The 15,391-nt window shown below is 69.7% G+C and carries 14 protein-coding genes; 9 read left to right on the plus strand and 5 right to left on the minus strand.

Translation table 11 applies throughout. The features are described 5' to 3' along the window. Nucleotides 1–76 precede the first annotated feature (76 nt). Entirely contained in the window at nt 77–367 is a 291-nt protein-coding gene (locus tag EV278_RS14080; protein WP_132092439.1) for a DUF454 family protein, read from the plus strand. A gap of 46 nt (nt 368–413) precedes the next feature. Next, complete coding sequence (locus EV278_RS14085) at nt 414–2,204, plus strand: ABC transporter ATP-binding protein (protein WP_132092442.1); 1,791 nt, start codon at nt 414–416, stop codon at nt 2,202–2,204. Nucleotides 2,205–2,328: 124 nt separating this feature from the next. Here EV278_RS14085 and EV278_RS14090 read toward each other — a convergent pair whose 3' ends face one another. Next, the gene (locus EV278_RS14090; RefSeq protein ID WP_132092445.1) at nt 2,329–4,083 is read right to left on the minus strand and encodes a DUF4153 domain-containing protein; all 1,755 of its coding nucleotides are present in this window, start codon (nt 4,081–4,083) and stop codon (nt 2,329–2,331) included. A 134-nt stretch (nt 4,084–4,217) separates the two neighbouring features. Between EV278_RS14090 and EV278_RS14095 the strand changes: the two genes are divergently transcribed. The 3 genes from EV278_RS14095 to EV278_RS14105 are packed head-to-tail and all read left to right on the plus strand — an operon-like array spanning nt 4,218 to nt 6,386. Then, nucleotides 4,218–5,756, plus strand: a complete 1,539-nt coding sequence (locus tag EV278_RS14095; protein WP_132092448.1) for a UbiD family decarboxylase — start codon at nt 4,218–4,220, stop codon at nt 5,754–5,756. A gap of 34 nt (nt 5,757–5,790) precedes the next feature. Next, nucleotides 5,791–6,057 (plus strand): AbrB/MazE/SpoVT family DNA-binding domain-containing protein, encoded by a 267-nt coding sequence (locus EV278_RS14100; RefSeq protein WP_132092460.1) that lies wholly within the window; start codon nt 5,791–5,793, stop codon nt 6,055–6,057. A gap of 11 nt (nt 6,058–6,068) precedes the next feature. Beyond that, complete coding sequence (locus EV278_RS14105) at nt 6,069–6,386, plus strand: type II toxin-antitoxin system PemK/MazF family toxin (protein WP_207905489.1); 318 nt, start codon at nt 6,069–6,071, stop codon at nt 6,384–6,386. An 8-nt stretch (nt 6,387–6,394) separates the two neighbouring features. Here EV278_RS14105 and EV278_RS14110 read toward each other — a convergent pair whose 3' ends face one another. After that, nucleotides 6,395–7,213, minus strand: coding sequence for a DUF817 domain-containing protein (locus EV278_RS14110; protein ID WP_132092466.1), 819 nt, complete (start codon nt 7,211–7,213; stop codon nt 6,395–6,397). Nucleotides 7,214–7,267: 54 nt separating this feature from the next. On the opposite strand from EV278_RS14110, the gene hisI reads away from it, so the two are divergent. The 3 genes from hisI to EV278_RS14125 all read left to right on the plus strand — a co-directional run bounded on the left by hisI (nt 7,268) and on the right by EV278_RS14125 (nt 9,302). Continuing rightward, nucleotides 7,268–7,669 (plus strand): phosphoribosyl-AMP cyclohydrolase, encoded by a 402-nt coding sequence (gene hisI / locus EV278_RS14115; RefSeq protein ID WP_132092469.1) that lies wholly within the window; start codon nt 7,268–7,270, stop codon nt 7,667–7,669. Nucleotides 7,670–7,827: 158 nt separating this feature from the next. Next, nucleotides 7,828–8,634, plus strand: coding sequence for a hypothetical protein (locus tag EV278_RS14120; RefSeq protein WP_132092472.1), 807 nt, complete (start codon nt 7,828–7,830; stop codon nt 8,632–8,634). Nucleotides 8,635–8,672: 38 nt separating this feature from the next. Further along, a complete protein-coding gene (locus tag EV278_RS14125; RefSeq protein WP_132092475.1) occupies nt 8,673–9,302 on the plus strand; it encodes a LysE family translocator in 630 nt (209 codons plus the stop codon). Nucleotides 9,303–9,405: 103 nt separating this feature from the next. Here EV278_RS14125 and EV278_RS14130 read toward each other — a convergent pair whose 3' ends face one another. Further along, nucleotides 9,406–10,116, minus strand: coding sequence for a TetR family transcriptional regulator (locus EV278_RS14130; RefSeq protein ID WP_132092477.1), 711 nt, complete (start codon nt 10,114–10,116; stop codon nt 9,406–9,408). A 92-nt stretch (nt 10,117–10,208) separates the two neighbouring features. Between EV278_RS14130 and EV278_RS14135 the strand changes: the two genes are divergently transcribed. Next, complete coding sequence (locus EV278_RS14135; RefSeq protein ID WP_132092480.1) at nt 10,209–10,874, plus strand: O-methyltransferase; 666 nt, start codon at nt 10,209–10,211, stop codon at nt 10,872–10,874. A 165-nt stretch (nt 10,875–11,039) separates the two neighbouring features. On the opposite strand, the gene EV278_RS14140 is transcribed toward EV278_RS14135, so the two are convergent. Next, nucleotides 11,040–12,764, minus strand: a complete 1,725-nt coding sequence (locus tag EV278_RS14140; RefSeq protein ID WP_132092483.1) for an alkaline phosphatase D family protein — start codon at nt 12,762–12,764, stop codon at nt 11,040–11,042. Nucleotides 12,765–12,847: 83 nt separating this feature from the next. Next, on the minus strand, nt 12,848–15,358 hold the full coding sequence (locus EV278_RS14145) for a TonB-dependent receptor (protein WP_132092486.1): 2,511 nt from the start codon (nt 15,356–15,358) through the stop codon (nt 12,848–12,850). Nucleotides 15,359–15,391: the final 33 nt, after the last annotated feature.

Genomic DNA, 15,391 nt, shown 5'->3' on the forward strand with positions numbered 1-15,391 from the left:
GCAAGTCCGCTCGTCTGGCGAGACAGCGCCTTTGACGGCTTTTCGTTTCACGCGCCATCCCCCACAGTCCGCCCGCATGACCAACGCCCCTCGCCCGCCGCGCAAGCGCCTGTCCCGTCCGGTCCACTGGGCGTTGGACGGGCTGGGCGCCGCCCTGGTGGCGATCGGGGCGGTCGGCATCGTCACCCCCGGCCTGCCGACCACGGTGTTCTGGATCGGGGCGGTGATGTGCTTCCTCAAGACCCGGCCCCACGCCGTGCGGCCGCTGCTGCGCACCCCGGTCGTCGGACCGGCCATCCGCTGGTACCTGCGCTGGCGGCCGTTCGGCGGCGCGCGGCGCCGAAGCAACACTTCTCGACAGGCTTGAACCGCCGCTCGCGCCGGGCGTGTGGAGCGCCTATCTGTCCCGCATCATGACCGACGAGATCGACGAGGACGAAGCCGGCGGACGCCGCCGCGCCCTGAGCAACGCCCGCGTGCTGGGCTTCATCGCGCGCTTCTGGCTGCGCCGGAAGGGCCTGTTCTTCGCGGGCGTCGGCCTGACCCTGGCGGCGATCGGCTTCGACCTGGCCTTGCCCTGGGCCTCGGGCCGGCTGATCGACACCGTGACCAAGGGCCCGTCGGCCATCGACGCGGCCTGGGTCGCCTGGGCGGCCTTCGTCGGCGTCTATCTGGGCTTCTCGCTGATCCGCAACCTGGCCATGCGGTTCTGGATCCCGCTGGCCGCCCGCAACATGGAGGAGATGACCAACGAGGGTTACGCCCGCGTCCAGGCCTTCTCGTCCGACTGGCACGCCGACAGCTTCGCCGGCGCAACGGTGCGCAAGCTGACCCGCGCCATGTGGGGCTATGACAGCGTCACCGACGCGGTGACCATCTGGCTGGCCCCCAGCCTGATCGTGCTGGTCGGGCTGTCGGTGATGCTGCTGGCGCGCCAGCCCCTGGCCGGGATCGTCGCCCTGGTCGTGGTGGCCGCCTACATCACGGTCAACCTGGTGGTCACCGCCCGCTATGTGCGCCCGGCCAATCTGAGGTCCAACGCCCTGGATTCGAAGATCGGCGGCAGCCTGGCCGACGCGGTGACCTCCAACCCGACCGTCAAGAGCTTCGGCGCCGAGGCTCGCGAGAGCGCCCGCGTGGCCCAGATCACCGCCGCCTGGCGCGAGGCGGTGATGGTCACCTGGAACAAGTTCACCGACGTCTGGCTGGGCCAGAACCTGCTGCTGGTGCTGCTGCAGGGCGGGCTGACCGCGGCGATGATCCACGCCTGGAGCCGCGGCTCGGCCACGCCCGGCGACGTGGCCTTCGCCATCACCGCCTTCATGCTGATGAGCGGCTACCTGCGCAACATGGGCGAGAACATCCGCATGTTGCAGAAGGGCCTGGACGACACCGAGGACCTGGCCGCCTGGGAGGGCCTGGCGCCGCAGATCGCCGACGCGCCGGGCGCGCCGGACTTCGTTCGGGGCCCCGGCGCCATCGTCTTCGAGGACGTGACCTTCCGCTACAAATCGGCCGGCGCGCCGCTGTACGACCACTTCTCGCTGCGGATCGCGCCGGGCGAGCGCGTCGCCCTGGTCGGGCCGACGGGCTCGGGCAAGTCGACCTTCGTCAAGCTGGTCCAGCGTCTGCACGACCTGCAGGGCGGGCGGATCCTGATCGACGGCCAGGACGTCGCGCGGGTGACGCAAGGCAGCCTGCGCCGCGCCATCGCCGTGGTGCCGCAGGACCCGGCCCTGTTCCACCGCTCCCTGCGCGAGAACATCGCCTATGGCCGCCCCGACGCCAGCGACGAGGAGATCGTCTCGGCGGCCAGGAAGGCCCGCGCCCACGAGTTCATCCTGCGACTGCCCCAGGGCTACGACACCCTGGTGGGCGAGCGCGGGGTCAAGCTGTCGGGCGGCGAGCGCCAGCGGGTGGCCATCGCCCGCGCCTTCCTGACCGACGCCCCGATCCTGGTCATGGACGAGGCGACCTCCTCGCTGGACGTCGAGACCGAGGGCCAGGTGCAGGAAGCCGCCGAGGCCCTGATGCACGGCCGCACGACGATCGTCATCGCCCACCGCCTGTCGACCGTCCGCGGCGCCGACCGCATCCTGGTCTTCCAGAACGGCCGGGTCGTCGAGGAAGGGCGGCATGGCGAGCTGAAGGCGGCGGGCGGGGTCTATGCGCGGCTGAACGCGGTCAGCGAGGGCGTGGCCTGAGCCGGGGACACGCCCTCGCGGCGTGTCCCCAATTCCAGACGCCGCGCTTGCCGATGGGGACACGCCGCAAGGGCGCGTCCCCGGCCGCTGCGAGGAGCGGCGTGGATGGCAGCCACCGTTGTCCCTACTTCCTATTCTCGCGAGGACACGCTTCGAGTTCTTTTTCAAAGCGCATCGCGCCTTGCGGTGAAATCAGATCCCGGACCGCCGGCGTCGCCGCGCCCAGGCGGCCTTCGCGGATCGCCGCTCGTGAGTCGAAGCCGCTGCACGGCGGCTGAAAGCTTCCCAGCTTGCGCCACGCACCACCCGCGACCGCGCCGTAGACCTCGATCGGCCAGCCCGGGGAAACCAGGACTTCGGGTTGACCGTCGCCCGTGACGTCGAGCAACTGCGCGTCGCAGTCCAAAGCGCCGGACAGGCAGCCGCCGAACCGCGGCTCTTCCGGAATAATGGATAAGAACCCCTCTGGCGGACGTGCGTCCGCTGGATGGAAGGCGATCCGCGGGGGGCGCGGGGGCGGGTTCGGCTCGGCATTGTAAAGCCGCTCGGTCTGGGCCTCGGCCGCCTTCGCGCGCTTGGCGATCTCGGCGCTTGGATCCGCCCTCAGGCGTTCCAACGCATCGCGGCCCGCTCGCCCGGCGTCGAAACGCAGGAACTGATAGTCGAAAGCCGCCGGGCTGGCCTTGCCGGCGTGCAACCGCGCCACCTGATCACTCACCGACAGCCGCCGGGGATCGGCTAACGGCGTGAACAAGGCCAGCAGCACCACGATCACCCCGAAAGCCATGGCGATGTTGGTGGCCTCCAGCGTCCGCATCCAGGCCCCCGGCCGCACGGCGGCGACCGCGTAGCCCAGCGCATAGCCGGCCGCGACCAGCACGCAGGCGGCGGCGATGATCCGGTCGGGGCTGAGGCCGTACTGGCCGATGCGCAAGCTCAGGCCGTAGGCGGCCAGCCCCGTGATCGGAACCAGCAGCAGGCCGGCCAGCCGCGCCGCCCACTTCAGCACCACGGCGGCCCGCTCGGTCCCGTCCTGGTAGGCGGCGTTGGTCAGCAGGATCAGGAAGGCGTCGGCCACCAGCAGGATGGCCGTGGCGCTCTTGGTCCTCCACAGCGGCTCAAGCCCGGTGAACGGCAGGGTCGCCAGGAAGGCCGCGGCGATCAGGGTCATCAGCGGCAGCAGCCAGGACAGCAGGGTCAGGGCCACGGTCCGCACCCCGCGCACCAGATTGGCCCGCACGTCGGTCAGCTGGACGGCGGCGGCGAACATCACGGCGGTGGCGGGAAAGGCGAAGGCCTCATGCTTGATCAGCTTGTCGATGGCCTCGACACCGATCAGCTTGAACAGCGCCGCGGCCAGGAACAGCAGCAGCCAGAAGGCGCCGGTGAAGCCCACCGACAGCGCCCCCTGCACCCCGTGCTTCCAGGTGACGTCGAAATAGGTCGGGTAGGCCGCGATGCGCCGCCGCTCGATGTCGGCCGGCTGGACCAGGTGGTGGCCGATGAAGATCAGGGCGGCGACCGCGAAGAAGGTCTGCGGTCCCAGGGCGTCGACGCCCCTGGCGGCCGGATCGCCACTCCACACGCCATAGGCGCCGAGGCCGCCGGCGACCAGGGCGGCCACGGCCTTCCAGGCCGCCAGGGTGCGCCAGCGCAGGGCCGAGACCCCAGCCTGCACCACGAACGGCGTGAACAGGAAGATCAGCAGCAGGGCCCCGTAGACCTCGCGCTGGGTGGCCGGCCAGGCGTGGGACCTGTCGGCCCGGTAGAGACCGTACAGCAGCAGGCCCTGGGCCAGGCCCGTGGCTAGGCGCACGATCGTCGCCCGGCGGACGGCGCGGGGATCGGCGGGTTCGGCCTCGCTGAGAAAGTCGGTCATCCTGCTGCAACCTCCAATGTCGTTGAGCCAGAGATCACGCCGCCGGCGCGGCGCCTAGGGCCGAGCTTGGCGGCGCGACCTTGCCCGGGGGCGGGGCGGCCTCTAGGGTCCGCGCCGTTCAGGAGTCCGCCCCCATGGCCTATCGCTCGCTTCGCGAATTCATCGACGTCCTTGAGGCGAAGGGCGAGCTGGTGCGGGTCAAGGAGCCGGTCTCGACCGTGCTGGAGATGACCGAGATCCAGACCCGCCTGCTGGCGACCGGCGGTCCGGCGGTGCTGTTCGAGACCGTCCTGCTGCCGGACGGGACGCCGTCGCCGATGCCGGCCCTGGCCAACCTGTTCGGCACGGTCAGGCGGGTGGCCATGGGCGTCACCCTGGGCGGCGAGCCGCGCACCACGGCCGGCGAACTGCGCGAGGTCGGCGAGCTTTTGGCCTTCCTGCGCCAACCCCAGCCGCCCAAGGGCCTGAAGGACGCCCTGGACCTGCTGCCCCTGGCCAAGACCGTGATGGCCATGCGGCCGGGGACGGTGAAGAAGGCCCCGGTGCAGGACGTGGTGCTGACCGGCGACCAGATCGACCTGTCCAAGCTGCCGGTGCAGACCTGCTGGCCGGGCGAGCCGGCGCCGCTGATCACCTGGCCGCTGGTGGTCACCAAGGGTCCGGGCAAGGACCGCGAGGACGACTTCAACCTGGGCATCTACCGCATGCAGGTGCTCTCCAAGGACCGCTGCATCATGCGCTGGCTGGCCCATCGCGGCGGGGCCCAGCATTACGCCCGTCACAAGAAGGCCGGCAACCGCGAGCCCCTGCCCGCCTGCGCCGTGCTGGGCGCCGATCCCGGCACCATCCTGGCCGCCGTGACCCCGGTGCCCGACACCCTGTCCGAATACCAGTTCGCCGGCCTGCTGCGCGGGGCCAAGGTCGACCTGGTCCCGGCCAAGACCGTGCCGCTGATGGTGCCGGCCCACGCCGAGATCGTCATCGAGGGCCACGTCCTGCTCGACGAATACGAGGACGAAGGCCCCTATGGCGACCACACCGGCTACTACAACAGCGTCGAGACGTTCCCGGTCTTCCAGGTGACGGCGATCACCATGAGGAAGCAGCCGATCTACCTGACCACCTTCACGGGCCGGCCGCCGGATGAACCGTCCGTACTCGGAGAGGCGCTGAACGAGGTGTTCATCCCACTGATCCGCCAGCAGTTCCCCGAGATCGTCGACTTCTGGCTGCCGCCCGAGGGCTGCAGCTACCGCATCGCCGTGGTGTCGATGAAGAAGGCCTATCCCGGCCACGCCAAGCGGGTGATGCTGGGCGTCTGGAGCTATCTGCGCCAGTTCATGTACACCAAGTGGGTGATCGTCGTGGACCACGACATCAACGCCCGCGACTGGAAGGACGTGATGTGGGCGATCAGCACCAAGATGGACCCGGCGCGGGACATCACGGTGATCGAGAACACGCCCATCGACTATCTCGACTTCGCCTCGCCGCAGAGCGGCCTGGGCAGCAAGATCGGCCTGGACGCCACCGACAAGCTGCCGCCCGAGACCCACCGCGAATGGGGGAACGAGATCCGGATGGACCAGGCGGTGATCGACGCGGTCAGCGAGAAGTGGGCCCGGCTGGGCCTGCCGGGGGACGGGACGCCGATCTGGAAGGCGAAGCCATAAGATGTTATAACTCCGTTCCAACGGAGACGACGCCATGCGATCCTCGGTGCGCAAGATCGGCAATTCGGCGGGCGTGATCCTGCCCAAACCCATGCTCGCCGGCATCGGCGCCGAGGCCGGCGATCCCGTGGACGTGACGCTGGAAGACGACCGCATCATCATCGTCGCCGCGCCGAAGAAACATCCCCGCGAGGGCTGGGAGGCTGAGGCCCGCGCCATGGCCGAGGCCGGCGCCGACGAGCCTGTCTGGCCCGAGTTCGGCAATGACTTTGACGACGAGGAATGGGACGGCGAATGGTGACCGGGGGCGACGTGGCCCGGGGCGAGGTCTGGCTCGCCAATTTCGATCCGACCATCGGTCGCGAGATTCAGAAGACCCGGCCTTGCGTCATCGTCTCGCCGAACGAACTGAACACCACGGTGCGAACGCTTCTGGTCGTGCCGATGACGACCAAGGGCTGGGTCACATCCTTTCGCGTGCCGGTCGTGTTCAACGGCAAGGACGGCTTGCTCGTGCCGGATCAGATGCGCTCGATCGATCGGCGTCGCCTGCGCAAGAAGTTGGGCGCGCTGGCCGCCGACGAGCTCGAAACTCTGCTCGGCGTCGTTCGGACGATCTTCGAAACTTGATCGTCGGGTCACGGCGCCCGCCTGGGCCGATGCGCCGCCGTCACCAGCACGTAGCTGAGCAGCATCAGCAGGTACCAGGCGCCCAGCTTGCCGATCGGCACCATCGACCAGCCGTGGCGCTGGCTGGGATAGGCCCAGGCGCCGGCCAGGGTGCCCAGGTTCTCGGCCAGCCAGATGAACAGCGCCACCAGGACGAAGCCGACCAGCAGCGGCATGCGACGCGGCGTCCGGTCGGGCGTGAACACGACCCAGGTCCGGCGAAACAGAACCGCCGAGGCCGCGAACAGGCCGATCCGGATGTCGGGACCGTAGTGGTGGGTGAAGAAGTTCAGATAGGCCAGCACCGCCAGGGTCCAGGTGGTCCAGACCGGCGGATAGCCGGTGAACCGGAAGTCCATCAGGCGCCAGACCCGGGCGATGTAGCTGCCGACGCAGGCGTACATGAAGCCGCTGAACAGCGGCACGCCGGCGATCTTCAGCAGGCCGGCTTCCGGATAGATCCACGAGCCGTGGGCGGTCTTGAACACCTCCATCACCGTGCCGACCACGTGGAAGACGCCGATCACCGCCGCCTCGTCCCAGCGTTCCAGCTTCAGAGCCAGCAGGCCGGCCTGGATGGCCACCGAGGCCAGGACGAGAAAGTCGTAGCGCGCCAGCACCGTGTCCTTGGGCCACCACAGGTGGGTGCCGACGATCAGGACCAGTATCAGCCCGCCGAACAGGCAGGCCCAGGCCTGCTTGAGGCCGAACAGCAAGAACTCGTAGGTCCAGCCGTTGAGACGCGAACGCTCGGCCCAGGGCCGCGCCCAGGCGTCCAGCGCCGCCACCCGATCCTTGATCCACGCTTTGACGCCCGGCGAGGGGGCGCCATATGTCGTCCCATGACCTCGCAGATCTTCCCGCCCGCCGCCGACAAGACCACCCTGGAGCGCGGCGCCGCGATCACGCCGCGCTTCGACGCCAACGGCCTGGTCGCCGCCATCGCCCAGCACGCCGACACCGGCGAGATCCTGATGTTCGCCTGGATGAACGACGAGGCGCTGAAGCTGACCCTCGACACCGGCGTCGCCCACTATTTCAGCCGCTCGCGCGACAGCCTGTGGAAGAAGGGCGAGACCAGCGGCCAGCTGCAGGTCGTCACCGAACTGCGGATCGACTGCGACCAGGACGCGGTGCTGATCAAGGTCCGTCCCCAGGGCGACGGCGGCGCCTGCCACGTGGGCTTCCGCTCGTGCTTCTACCGCGTCTGGGAGAACGGCGCGCTGGTCGAGCGCGAGGCTTAGGGCTGGTCTCATCGCGCCATCCTGGGTCGCCCGCATGGAGCCGGCGGCCAGGGCGCGTGCAGACCACGTCAAGAAATCCCCAAGGAACAGCGTTCGGCCAAAGTTGCGGGCGGGCGCGGATCCGTGTCATCGTCGCTCCGGGGTTTCGAGGGGCGGACATGGCCGAAGCGGCTTTGCAGACCGGTGCGCGGGCGAACGTCTCGCGCCAATTCTATTTCACCATGGCGCTGACCTGCCTGATCATCGCCGTGCTGGGCTTCATGCCGACCTATTTCATGCCGCTGGCCCAGGGCCGGTTCAGGGGTCCGCCGCTGGTCCATATCCACGGTCTGGTGCTGTTCGCCTGGATGGCGTTCTTCTGCACCCAGACCTGGCTGGTGGCGCGGGGCAAGACCCTGGCTCACCGCACCTGGGGCGTGCTGGGCGTGTCCATCGCCACCGCCATGGTGTTCGTCGTCACGGCCATTGTTTCATGGCGGATCTCCCAGGCCTCGCTGCCCGGCCAGCCCGAAGGCCTGGCGCACGGGGTGCGGGCGTTCGCCTGGGTGAGCATCGGCGGTCTGGCCTTCTTCGTCGGCGCGTTCGCCTTGGCGATCGTCGAGGTCCGGCGACCGGAGACTCACAAGCGCCTGCTTCTGCTGGCCACGATCTCGCTGCTGGGCGCGCCGATCGCCCGCTGGTTCCTGACCCTGCTGGCGCCGTCGGCCCCGCCGCCGCCCGCGCCGCCGACCGGCCTGCCCGCGGTGTTCGCCCCGCCGGTGTTCGTCGCCGTGCCGCCGGCGCTGATCGGCGACATCCTGCTGCTGGTGGCCATGTGGGTGGACTGGCGCACCCGCGGCCGTCCCCATCCCGTCTATCTGATCGGCGGCGCGATCATGGTGGTCCTGCACCTGACCCAGGTCCAGGTCGCCGAGTCGCCGGCCTGGCAGGCGGCGGCCGCCGCGATCGGCCGGATCATCAGCTGACCCTTGCGGCGATCGCGAGTGCGGCGGACAAGATCCGCATGACCACCGCCCAAGCCCTGATCGCCTTCGCCCTGGCCGCGGGCCTCCTGACCATCACCCCCGGCCTGGACACCGCGTTGATTCTGCGCACGGCCGCGGCCGAGGGCTGGCGGCGCGCCGCCGCCGTGTCGGTCGGGATCGGCCTGGGCTGCCTGGCCTGGGGCGCGGCGGCGGCGTTCGGGGCCGGGGCTCTGCTGGTCGCCTCGCACGCCGCCTATACGATCCTGAAATGGGCCGGCGCGGCCTATCTGGTCTGGCTCGGCGTCGACCTGTTGCGCCGGCCGCGCGAGCGCTTCGAGACCGGAGCGAGCGCGGCCCCGCCCGCGGGCGGTCTGGCCGCGGCCCTGGCCAAGGGGCTCTGGAACAACCTGCTCAATCCCAAGGTCGGGGTGTTCTACGTGTCGTTCCTGCCGCAGTTCATCCCGGCCGGCGCCAGCCCCGCCGCCTTCGGCCTGCTGCTGACCGCGATCCACGTGGTCATGGGCCTGGCCTGGGCCGGCGGCCTGATCCTGGCCACCGCCCCGATCGCCAGGGTCCTGCGCCGGCCAGGCGTGGTCAGGTGGCTGGACCGGGCGACCGGCGGGGTGTTCCTGGCGTTCGGCGTGCGGATCGCGCTGGAGCGGCGGTAGGGGCGCGCGCCTGCCGAAACCGCTTTCCATGTCGCCGGGCCGACTTGGGCGGCTGCAACGCCGTGCGAAACCCTCGTCCTTCGACAGGCTCAGGATGAGGGCTTTACCGAACCGTCGTTGAGTTCGTCCTCATCCTGAGCTTGTCGAAGGACGAGGACGAACCTGGGCGCCCATCATCCCCTCCACCGCCACCAAGCCCTCGCAGATAGGCCTGGAACATGTCGGCCATGGCGTCGCTGTAAGCCACGATCTCGGCCTCGGTCCGCGGCGTCTCCGAGAACGCCTTGCCAACCTGGCTGAGCGTGGCCTTGATCAGGTCGCCGGCCAAGGCCCGCTGGGTCTCCGAGGTTCCGGGCAGCACCTCGCGCAGGAAGCCCTGGACGATGTCGGCGCCCGCCGCCTTGGCGTCCTGAGCCTCGGGCGCGTCGCGATAGAGCGGCGCGGCGTCGTTGAGCGCCACGCGCATTTCGGCTTCCTCGCATTCGGAGCGGATGAAGGCGTGGACCAGGGTGCGCAACCGCTCGAACGGCGGGCGCTGGATGTCCTCAAGGATGGCTCGCAGCAGATGGGTGGTCTGGCGCCATTCGTCGCTCTGCAGCCGGAACAGGATCGCGGCCTTGTTGGGGAAGTACTGATAGACCGAGCCGACGCTGACCCCGGCCTTCTCGGCCACCCGCGCCGTGGTGAAGCGCCCCGCGCCCTCCTTGGCCAGAACCTGAACAGCCGCCTCCAGAATGGCGGAAACCAGTTCCGTCGAACGGGCCTGCTGCGGCTGCTTTCGCGAGGAAATCCGGGGACTTGGGCGCTCGGTCATCAGGGTCTGGGGCGATGCGAATAGTCAATCTGACGAATTAGTCGCATTTTTCGGGGCGGCGCAAGGACGCGCCTTTCAGACCGGAATTTCCCATGAACACCCTGACCGCCGCGCCGGTGGCGCCCCTGCTGGACCGTCTGTTCGAGGAGGCCGACGCCGCCTCGCCGATGAGCAGTCCCCTGGCGGCGGCCCTGTCGGTCGAACAGCATCGGCGCCTGATGCAGAGCAAGACCGACTATCTCGACTTCTACAGCCAGATGAAGGACTTCCCGCTGCCCGTGTCCCGCGAGACCGGCCTGCTGCTCTACATGCTGGCCCGCAGCCGCCACGCCCGGACGATCGTCGAGTTCGGGACCTCGTTCGGCGTCTCGACCCTCTACCTGGCCGCGGCCTTGCGCGACAACGGCGGCGGCGTGCTGATCACCAGCGAGTTCGAGCCGTCCAAGATCGAGCGGGCCCGGGGCAACCTGAGAGCCGGCGGCCTGATCGACCTGGTCGAGATCCGCCAGGGCGACGCCCTGCAGACCCTGAGCGTCGACCTGCCCGAGACGGTCGACCTGTTGCTGCTGGACGGCGCCAAGGCGCTGTATCCCGACATCCTGAGCCTGGTGGAAAGCCGCCTGCGGCCGGGATCGCTGATCGTCGCCGACAACGCCGACTACAGCCCCGACTACCTGGCCCGCGTGCGCTCGCCGGCCAGCGGCTACCTCTCCACGCCGTTCGCCGAAGACGTCGAGCTGTCGATGCGGATCGGGTGAGGGGGCGACTCAAAGATGCCAGATGAATCCGCTCATCCCGGCGAATGCCGGGACCCAGATGGGATGGCTTTGAGCCTGACGCCATGAGCGCCGAGCCCTTCCAATCATCCACGCGGCTTCGGGATCTGGGTCCCGGCGTTCGCCGGGATGAGCGGGTTTTTAAACCTAACCCTCGGCCAGCGCCTTGACCCCGCCGCCGTCGCCCGGCGTCACGACGAAGCGCTTGAGCACCCGGGTCTCGTACTGGGGATCGAGGATCGTCGACACCGCGATCAGCTCGCCAGTCGCCCGGCCGTGCTCGAGGGTCAGCAGCAGGAAGCCCTTGGCGGCCTGGTCGGTGAACTTCACCTCCTTGTTGCGCGCCACGTAGGCCGGGCCCAGCGGAACGCCGGGCAGGTAGTCGCCATAGCCGGGCGAGGTCACCGAGGTGACGCCGAACTCGGCCGCAACCCGCGTGGCGCCCGCGTCGTCCCACAGCTCGTTGACCCAGAAGGCGTGGCTGTCGCCCGACAGCACCACCGGCCGGGCCTTGTAGGCCTTGAAAATGTCGTGGACCCGGGCCCGGTCGGCCGGATAGCCGTCCCAGGCGTCCAGGTTGCCGGGCAGGCCGGCCTGGGACAGGGCCCGGCTCTCCTCCACCGGCTTGGCGACATAGGCGGGCAGCTTGGCCAGCAGGGCCGCATAGGCCGCCTCGCCCAGGGTCGCCTTAAGGTCGGGCGGGACCACCCGGGCCATCACCACCTGGTTGCCCAGCACCTGCCAGGCCGTGCCGGCCTTCATCGAGGCGTCGACCTCGCGGGCCAGCCACTGCTCCTGGCCCTGGCCCATCATCCGCCGGTCGGGATCGGCCAGCTTGGCGGCGAAGGCGGCCAGGTCGGGCTTGCCGTCGGCCCCGGCCAGGTCGCGGCCGTAGTCCAGCTGGTGGGTGCGGGCCGTCAGCCGGGTCTCGGTCATCAGCAGGGTGGCCACGTCGCCGAACTGGAAGCGCCGCCAGGAGGCCTCGGGCAGGGTCCCGGGCGCCGGCTCGCGGATCGGCATCCACTCGTAATAGGCCTTGATCCCGGCCGCCTTGCGCTTGGCCCAGTCGCCCTCCCCTCCTTGAGAAATCGGGCCGGGCTGGTGGTTCTCGGCCCCGCCGATCCAGCTGTTGTCGGCGGTCTCGTGGTCGTCCCAGACCACGATCCACGGCGCGCGGGCGTGGGCGGCCTGCAGGGCGGGATCTGTCTTGTAGAGGGCGTGGCGGCGACGGTAGTCGGCCAGGCTGAGCAGCTCGTGCGGCGGGTCGGGCGCGCGGGTCCTGGCGGTCGGCGAGGTCATGCCGTAGTCGCCGGGCGCGGCGCCGTATTCGTAGATGTAGTCGCCCAGGTGCAGCACGGCGTCGACGCGCGGCAGCTTGGCGATGGCGTCATAGGCGTTGAAATAGCCGTTCGGGTAGAGACTGCACGAGACCACGGCCAGCACCACGTCGCGGACCTGGCCCTTGGGCAGGGTGCGGGTGCGCCCGCCCACGGCCTTGCCGAACGGCTTGCCCTTCCGGACATAGCGGAAGCGGTAGAAGTAGTCGGTCGCCGGCTTCAGGCCGGTGACGTCGACCTTCACCGTATAGTCACGGGCCGAGACCGCGGTGGCCTGGCCCTGGCGGACGATGGCCTTGAAGCCGGGGTCGGTGGCCACGTCCCAGCGCACGGCGATCGGCGCGGTCGTGGCCTCGGCCGTGATCCGGGTCCACAGCACCACGCGATCCTCCAGCGGATCGCCCGAGGCGGCGCCGTGCAGGAAGGCGGCGCGGCCAGCGAAATAGGCCCGGGGCTTGGCCGCCACGGCCTCGCCGGCCGCGCCCGCGCCGCCCAGGCCGAAGAGGGCCAGGGCCCTGCGTCTGTCGATGGTCATGTTCAACTCCCCGGGGGCGCCGCTTGGTCGTCTCTCGCGCAGAGACAACAGTGGAATGATGATGTCTGTCCAGCCAGAGCCGGCTATCGCCGCAGCGAGAACGTCAGGCCGTAATAGCGCGGATTGCCGGCGATGAAGGTCGGGATCCCGAAGCTGTCGCCCGTGTTGCCGGCGTCCTTGACGTACTTCTCGTCGGTGGCGTTGGTCACGAAGGCCCCGACCTTCCAGCGGGCGAAGGACGGCTGGTACTCCAGGCGCAGGTCCAGCAGGCCGTAGCTTTTCTGGAACTCGTCCTGCACCAGGTCGGGGAGCAGGTTGTTCTTCTGCAGGGCCGGGATGTCGTTGTCGTCGTCGAAGAAGGTCTTGGACTGCCAGGCGTAGATCGGCGTGAAGGTGAAGCGGCCGTTCAGCAGGTCGGCGTGCAGGCTGGCGCCCAGCGAGACCTTGTTGTCCGGCGACAGGCGGAAGCGGTTGCCGTCGCGGATGCCGGCCTTGAAGCGTCCGTGGTTGTAGCCGTAGGTCGCGAACACCTCGGCGAAGCTGGCCGCCTGCCAGGTGGCCTGGCCCTCGAAGCCGTAGCTTTCCGCCTGGCCGGCGTTGGTGGTGATGATCTGGGCGCCTTGGCGCACCGTCGTCTGGAAGTTGTCGTAGCTGTAGAAGTAGACGGCGCCTTCCACATTGAGCCGCCCGTCCAGAAGCCGGCTCTTGGCGCCGGCCTCGTAGCTGTCGACGGTCTCGGCGGCGACCGGCGTGAACTTGCCCGGCGACATCGGCGCGGCGGGCGCGGCCGAGGACAGCACCTTGGGACGGCGGCCGCGAGCATAGGACGCGTAGAGGCTGGCGTCGGGCGTCACCTCGTAGCGGCCGACCAGGCGCCAGGTCAGGCCGTCGTCGGTGAAGTCCTGGGTCGAGACCTGGCCGTTGCCGGTGGTCGGCTGGGCGAACAGGCCGAACATCGGGACCGGATAGGCGGCCGAGGTCGGGATATTGGCCGCGCCCGGAACCGCCAGGGCCCCGAGGATCGCCTGGCGCGTCGCCGCCGGCAGGCTGAGCGCGCCGATCGTCCCGCCCAGGATCGAGCGCTGGCTGACCTGCGAGCCGACGCCGCTGGACTTGTCGTCCTTGGTGTAGCGCAGGCCGGCCGACAGCTCGAAGCGGTCGGTCACATGCCAGGTGGCGTCGCCATAGACGTCCCACGACCTCGTCGTGCCGTAGTTGGTGAACTGCTCGGTGTGGACGCCCAGATTGCTGGCGATGCCCTGGGCCACCGCCCCGCTCGCCGCGCCTTGGGTCAGGCCGGCGACCAGGGTCGACAGGAAGGCGGTGTTGGTCAGCACCGCCGTCGGTTGCGGATTGGGCTTGGTCAGCTGGCCGGTCAGCAGGGCCAGGGCGTAGCGCTCGTCGAACTGCAGCGGCACGCGGGTCCGGGCGTCCTCGTCGAAATAGCTGACGCCGCCGAACCAGCTGACCTTGCCGCCGTTGTCGTAGTTCAGGCGCAGTTCCTGGCTGTACTGCCGGCCGCGCGCGTCCTCGGCGAACACGAACATCGGCAGCGAGAAGCCGTCCGGGTCGAACACCTCGTCGCTGGCGAAGTGGCGGGCGGCGGTGATCGACGACAGGGTCCAGGCGTCGTTGAAGCGGTAGTCGACCAGGGCGGTCGCGCCCTGCACGAAGCGCTTGAGGCCCAGGGGCGCGCCGCCCTCGAAGCCGTAGCCACTGGACAGGCCGGCCGGGCTGTTGGGGTCGCGGTCGCCCAGGGCCTGGCCGGTGGCGATGTTGGTCGGGTTGAAGCTGTTGGACTTGAACGCCGTGCCGGTCGGATGGTCGGCCTCGTAGTTGAGGATCAGGTCGGCGTCGAGCTTGGCCGTCGGCGACCAGTGAGCCGACAGGCGCAGGGCGCCGGTGTCGGTCGAGCCGAGGTTGCGGCCGCCCAGCACGTTCGGGGTGGCGCCGTCGCGCTCCTTGTAGCGGCCGGCCAGGCGCAGGGCGAAGGTGTCGCTCAGCGGCACGTTGGCCATGGCCTCGAACAGGCCGTAGCCGTGGTCGCCCAGCTCGGCGCCGACCCGCCAGTCCAGGGCCTTGGGATCGGCCTTGTTCTGGATGATGTTGACCGCCCCGATCATCGCGCCGCGCCCGAACAGGGTGGACTGCGGGCCCTTGGCCACCTCGATCCGCTGGACGTCGAACAGCTCGACATACGAGCCGCGCGACTTGGAGATCGACACGCCGTCCTGGAACACCGAGACCCGCGGCTCGACCGTCGCCTCGCCGCTGTCGGAGGTGATGCCGCGCATCACGAAGCCAGGGTTGTTGGGCGACTGGTTCTGGACCTGGAAGCCGGGGACGAAGGCCGACAGCTTGTCGAACTCCTGCACGCCCAGCCTGTCGAGCATGGCGCCCGAATAGGCCGTCAGGGCGATCGGCACGTCCAGGGCCTTCTGCTCGCGCTTCTGGGCGGTGACGATCAGTTCCTCGACCTGGCCATCGACCGGTTCGGCGGCCAGAGCGCCGGGCTCGGCGGCGTGGGCCGCGCCGGCGCAGAGGGCCAGGCCGCTGACGGCGGTCATGAGCAAGGTGGTGCGGAACACGCGCATCGACTATCCCCTTCGGACGCAAGACTAGAACCT

Source organism: Caulobacter sp. BK020, from assembly GCF_004342605.1.
Taxonomy (GTDB): domain Bacteria; phylum Pseudomonadota; class Alphaproteobacteria; order Caulobacterales; family Caulobacteraceae; genus Caulobacter.

Coding starts and splice junctions, on each gene's coding strand:
- EV278_RS14090 (WP_132092445.1), bottom strand. CDS start 4,083: ATGACCGACTTTCTCAGCGAGGCCGAACCCGCCGATCCCCGCGCCGTC.
- EV278_RS14100 (WP_132092460.1), top strand. CDS start 5,791: ATGCGATCCTCGGTGCGCAAGATCGGCAATTCGGCGGGCGTGATCCTG.
- EV278_RS14130 (WP_132092477.1), bottom strand. CDS start 10,116: ATGACCGAGCGCCCAAGTCCCCGGATTTCCTCGCGAAAGCAGCCGCAG.
- EV278_RS14140 (WP_132092483.1), bottom strand. CDS start 12,764: ATGACCATCGACAGACGCAGGGCCCTGGCCCTCTTCGGCCTGGGCGGC.
- hisI (WP_132092469.1), top strand. CDS start 7,268: ATGACCTCGCAGATCTTCCCGCCCGCCGCCGACAAGACCACCCTGGAG.
- EV278_RS14125 (WP_132092475.1), top strand. CDS start 8,673: ATGACCACCGCCCAAGCCCTGATCGCCTTCGCCCTGGCCGCGGGCCTC.
- EV278_RS14135 (WP_132092480.1), top strand. CDS start 10,209: ATGAACACCCTGACCGCCGCGCCGGTGGCGCCCCTGCTGGACCGTCTG.
- EV278_RS14120 (WP_132092472.1), top strand. CDS start 7,828: ATGGCCGAAGCGGCTTTGCAGACCGGTGCGCGGGCGAACGTCTCGCGC.
- EV278_RS14095 (WP_132092448.1), top strand. CDS start 4,218: ATGGCCTATCGCTCGCTTCGCGAATTCATCGACGTCCTTGAGGCGAAG.
- EV278_RS14080 (WP_132092439.1), top strand. CDS start 77: ATGACCAACGCCCCTCGCCCGCCGCGCAAGCGCCTGTCCCGTCCGGTC.
- EV278_RS14145 (WP_132092486.1), bottom strand. CDS start 15,358: ATGCGCGTGTTCCGCACCACCTTGCTCATGACCGCCGTCAGCGGCCTG.
- EV278_RS14085 (WP_132092442.1), top strand. CDS start 414: ATGACCGACGAGATCGACGAGGACGAAGCCGGCGGACGCCGCCGCGCC.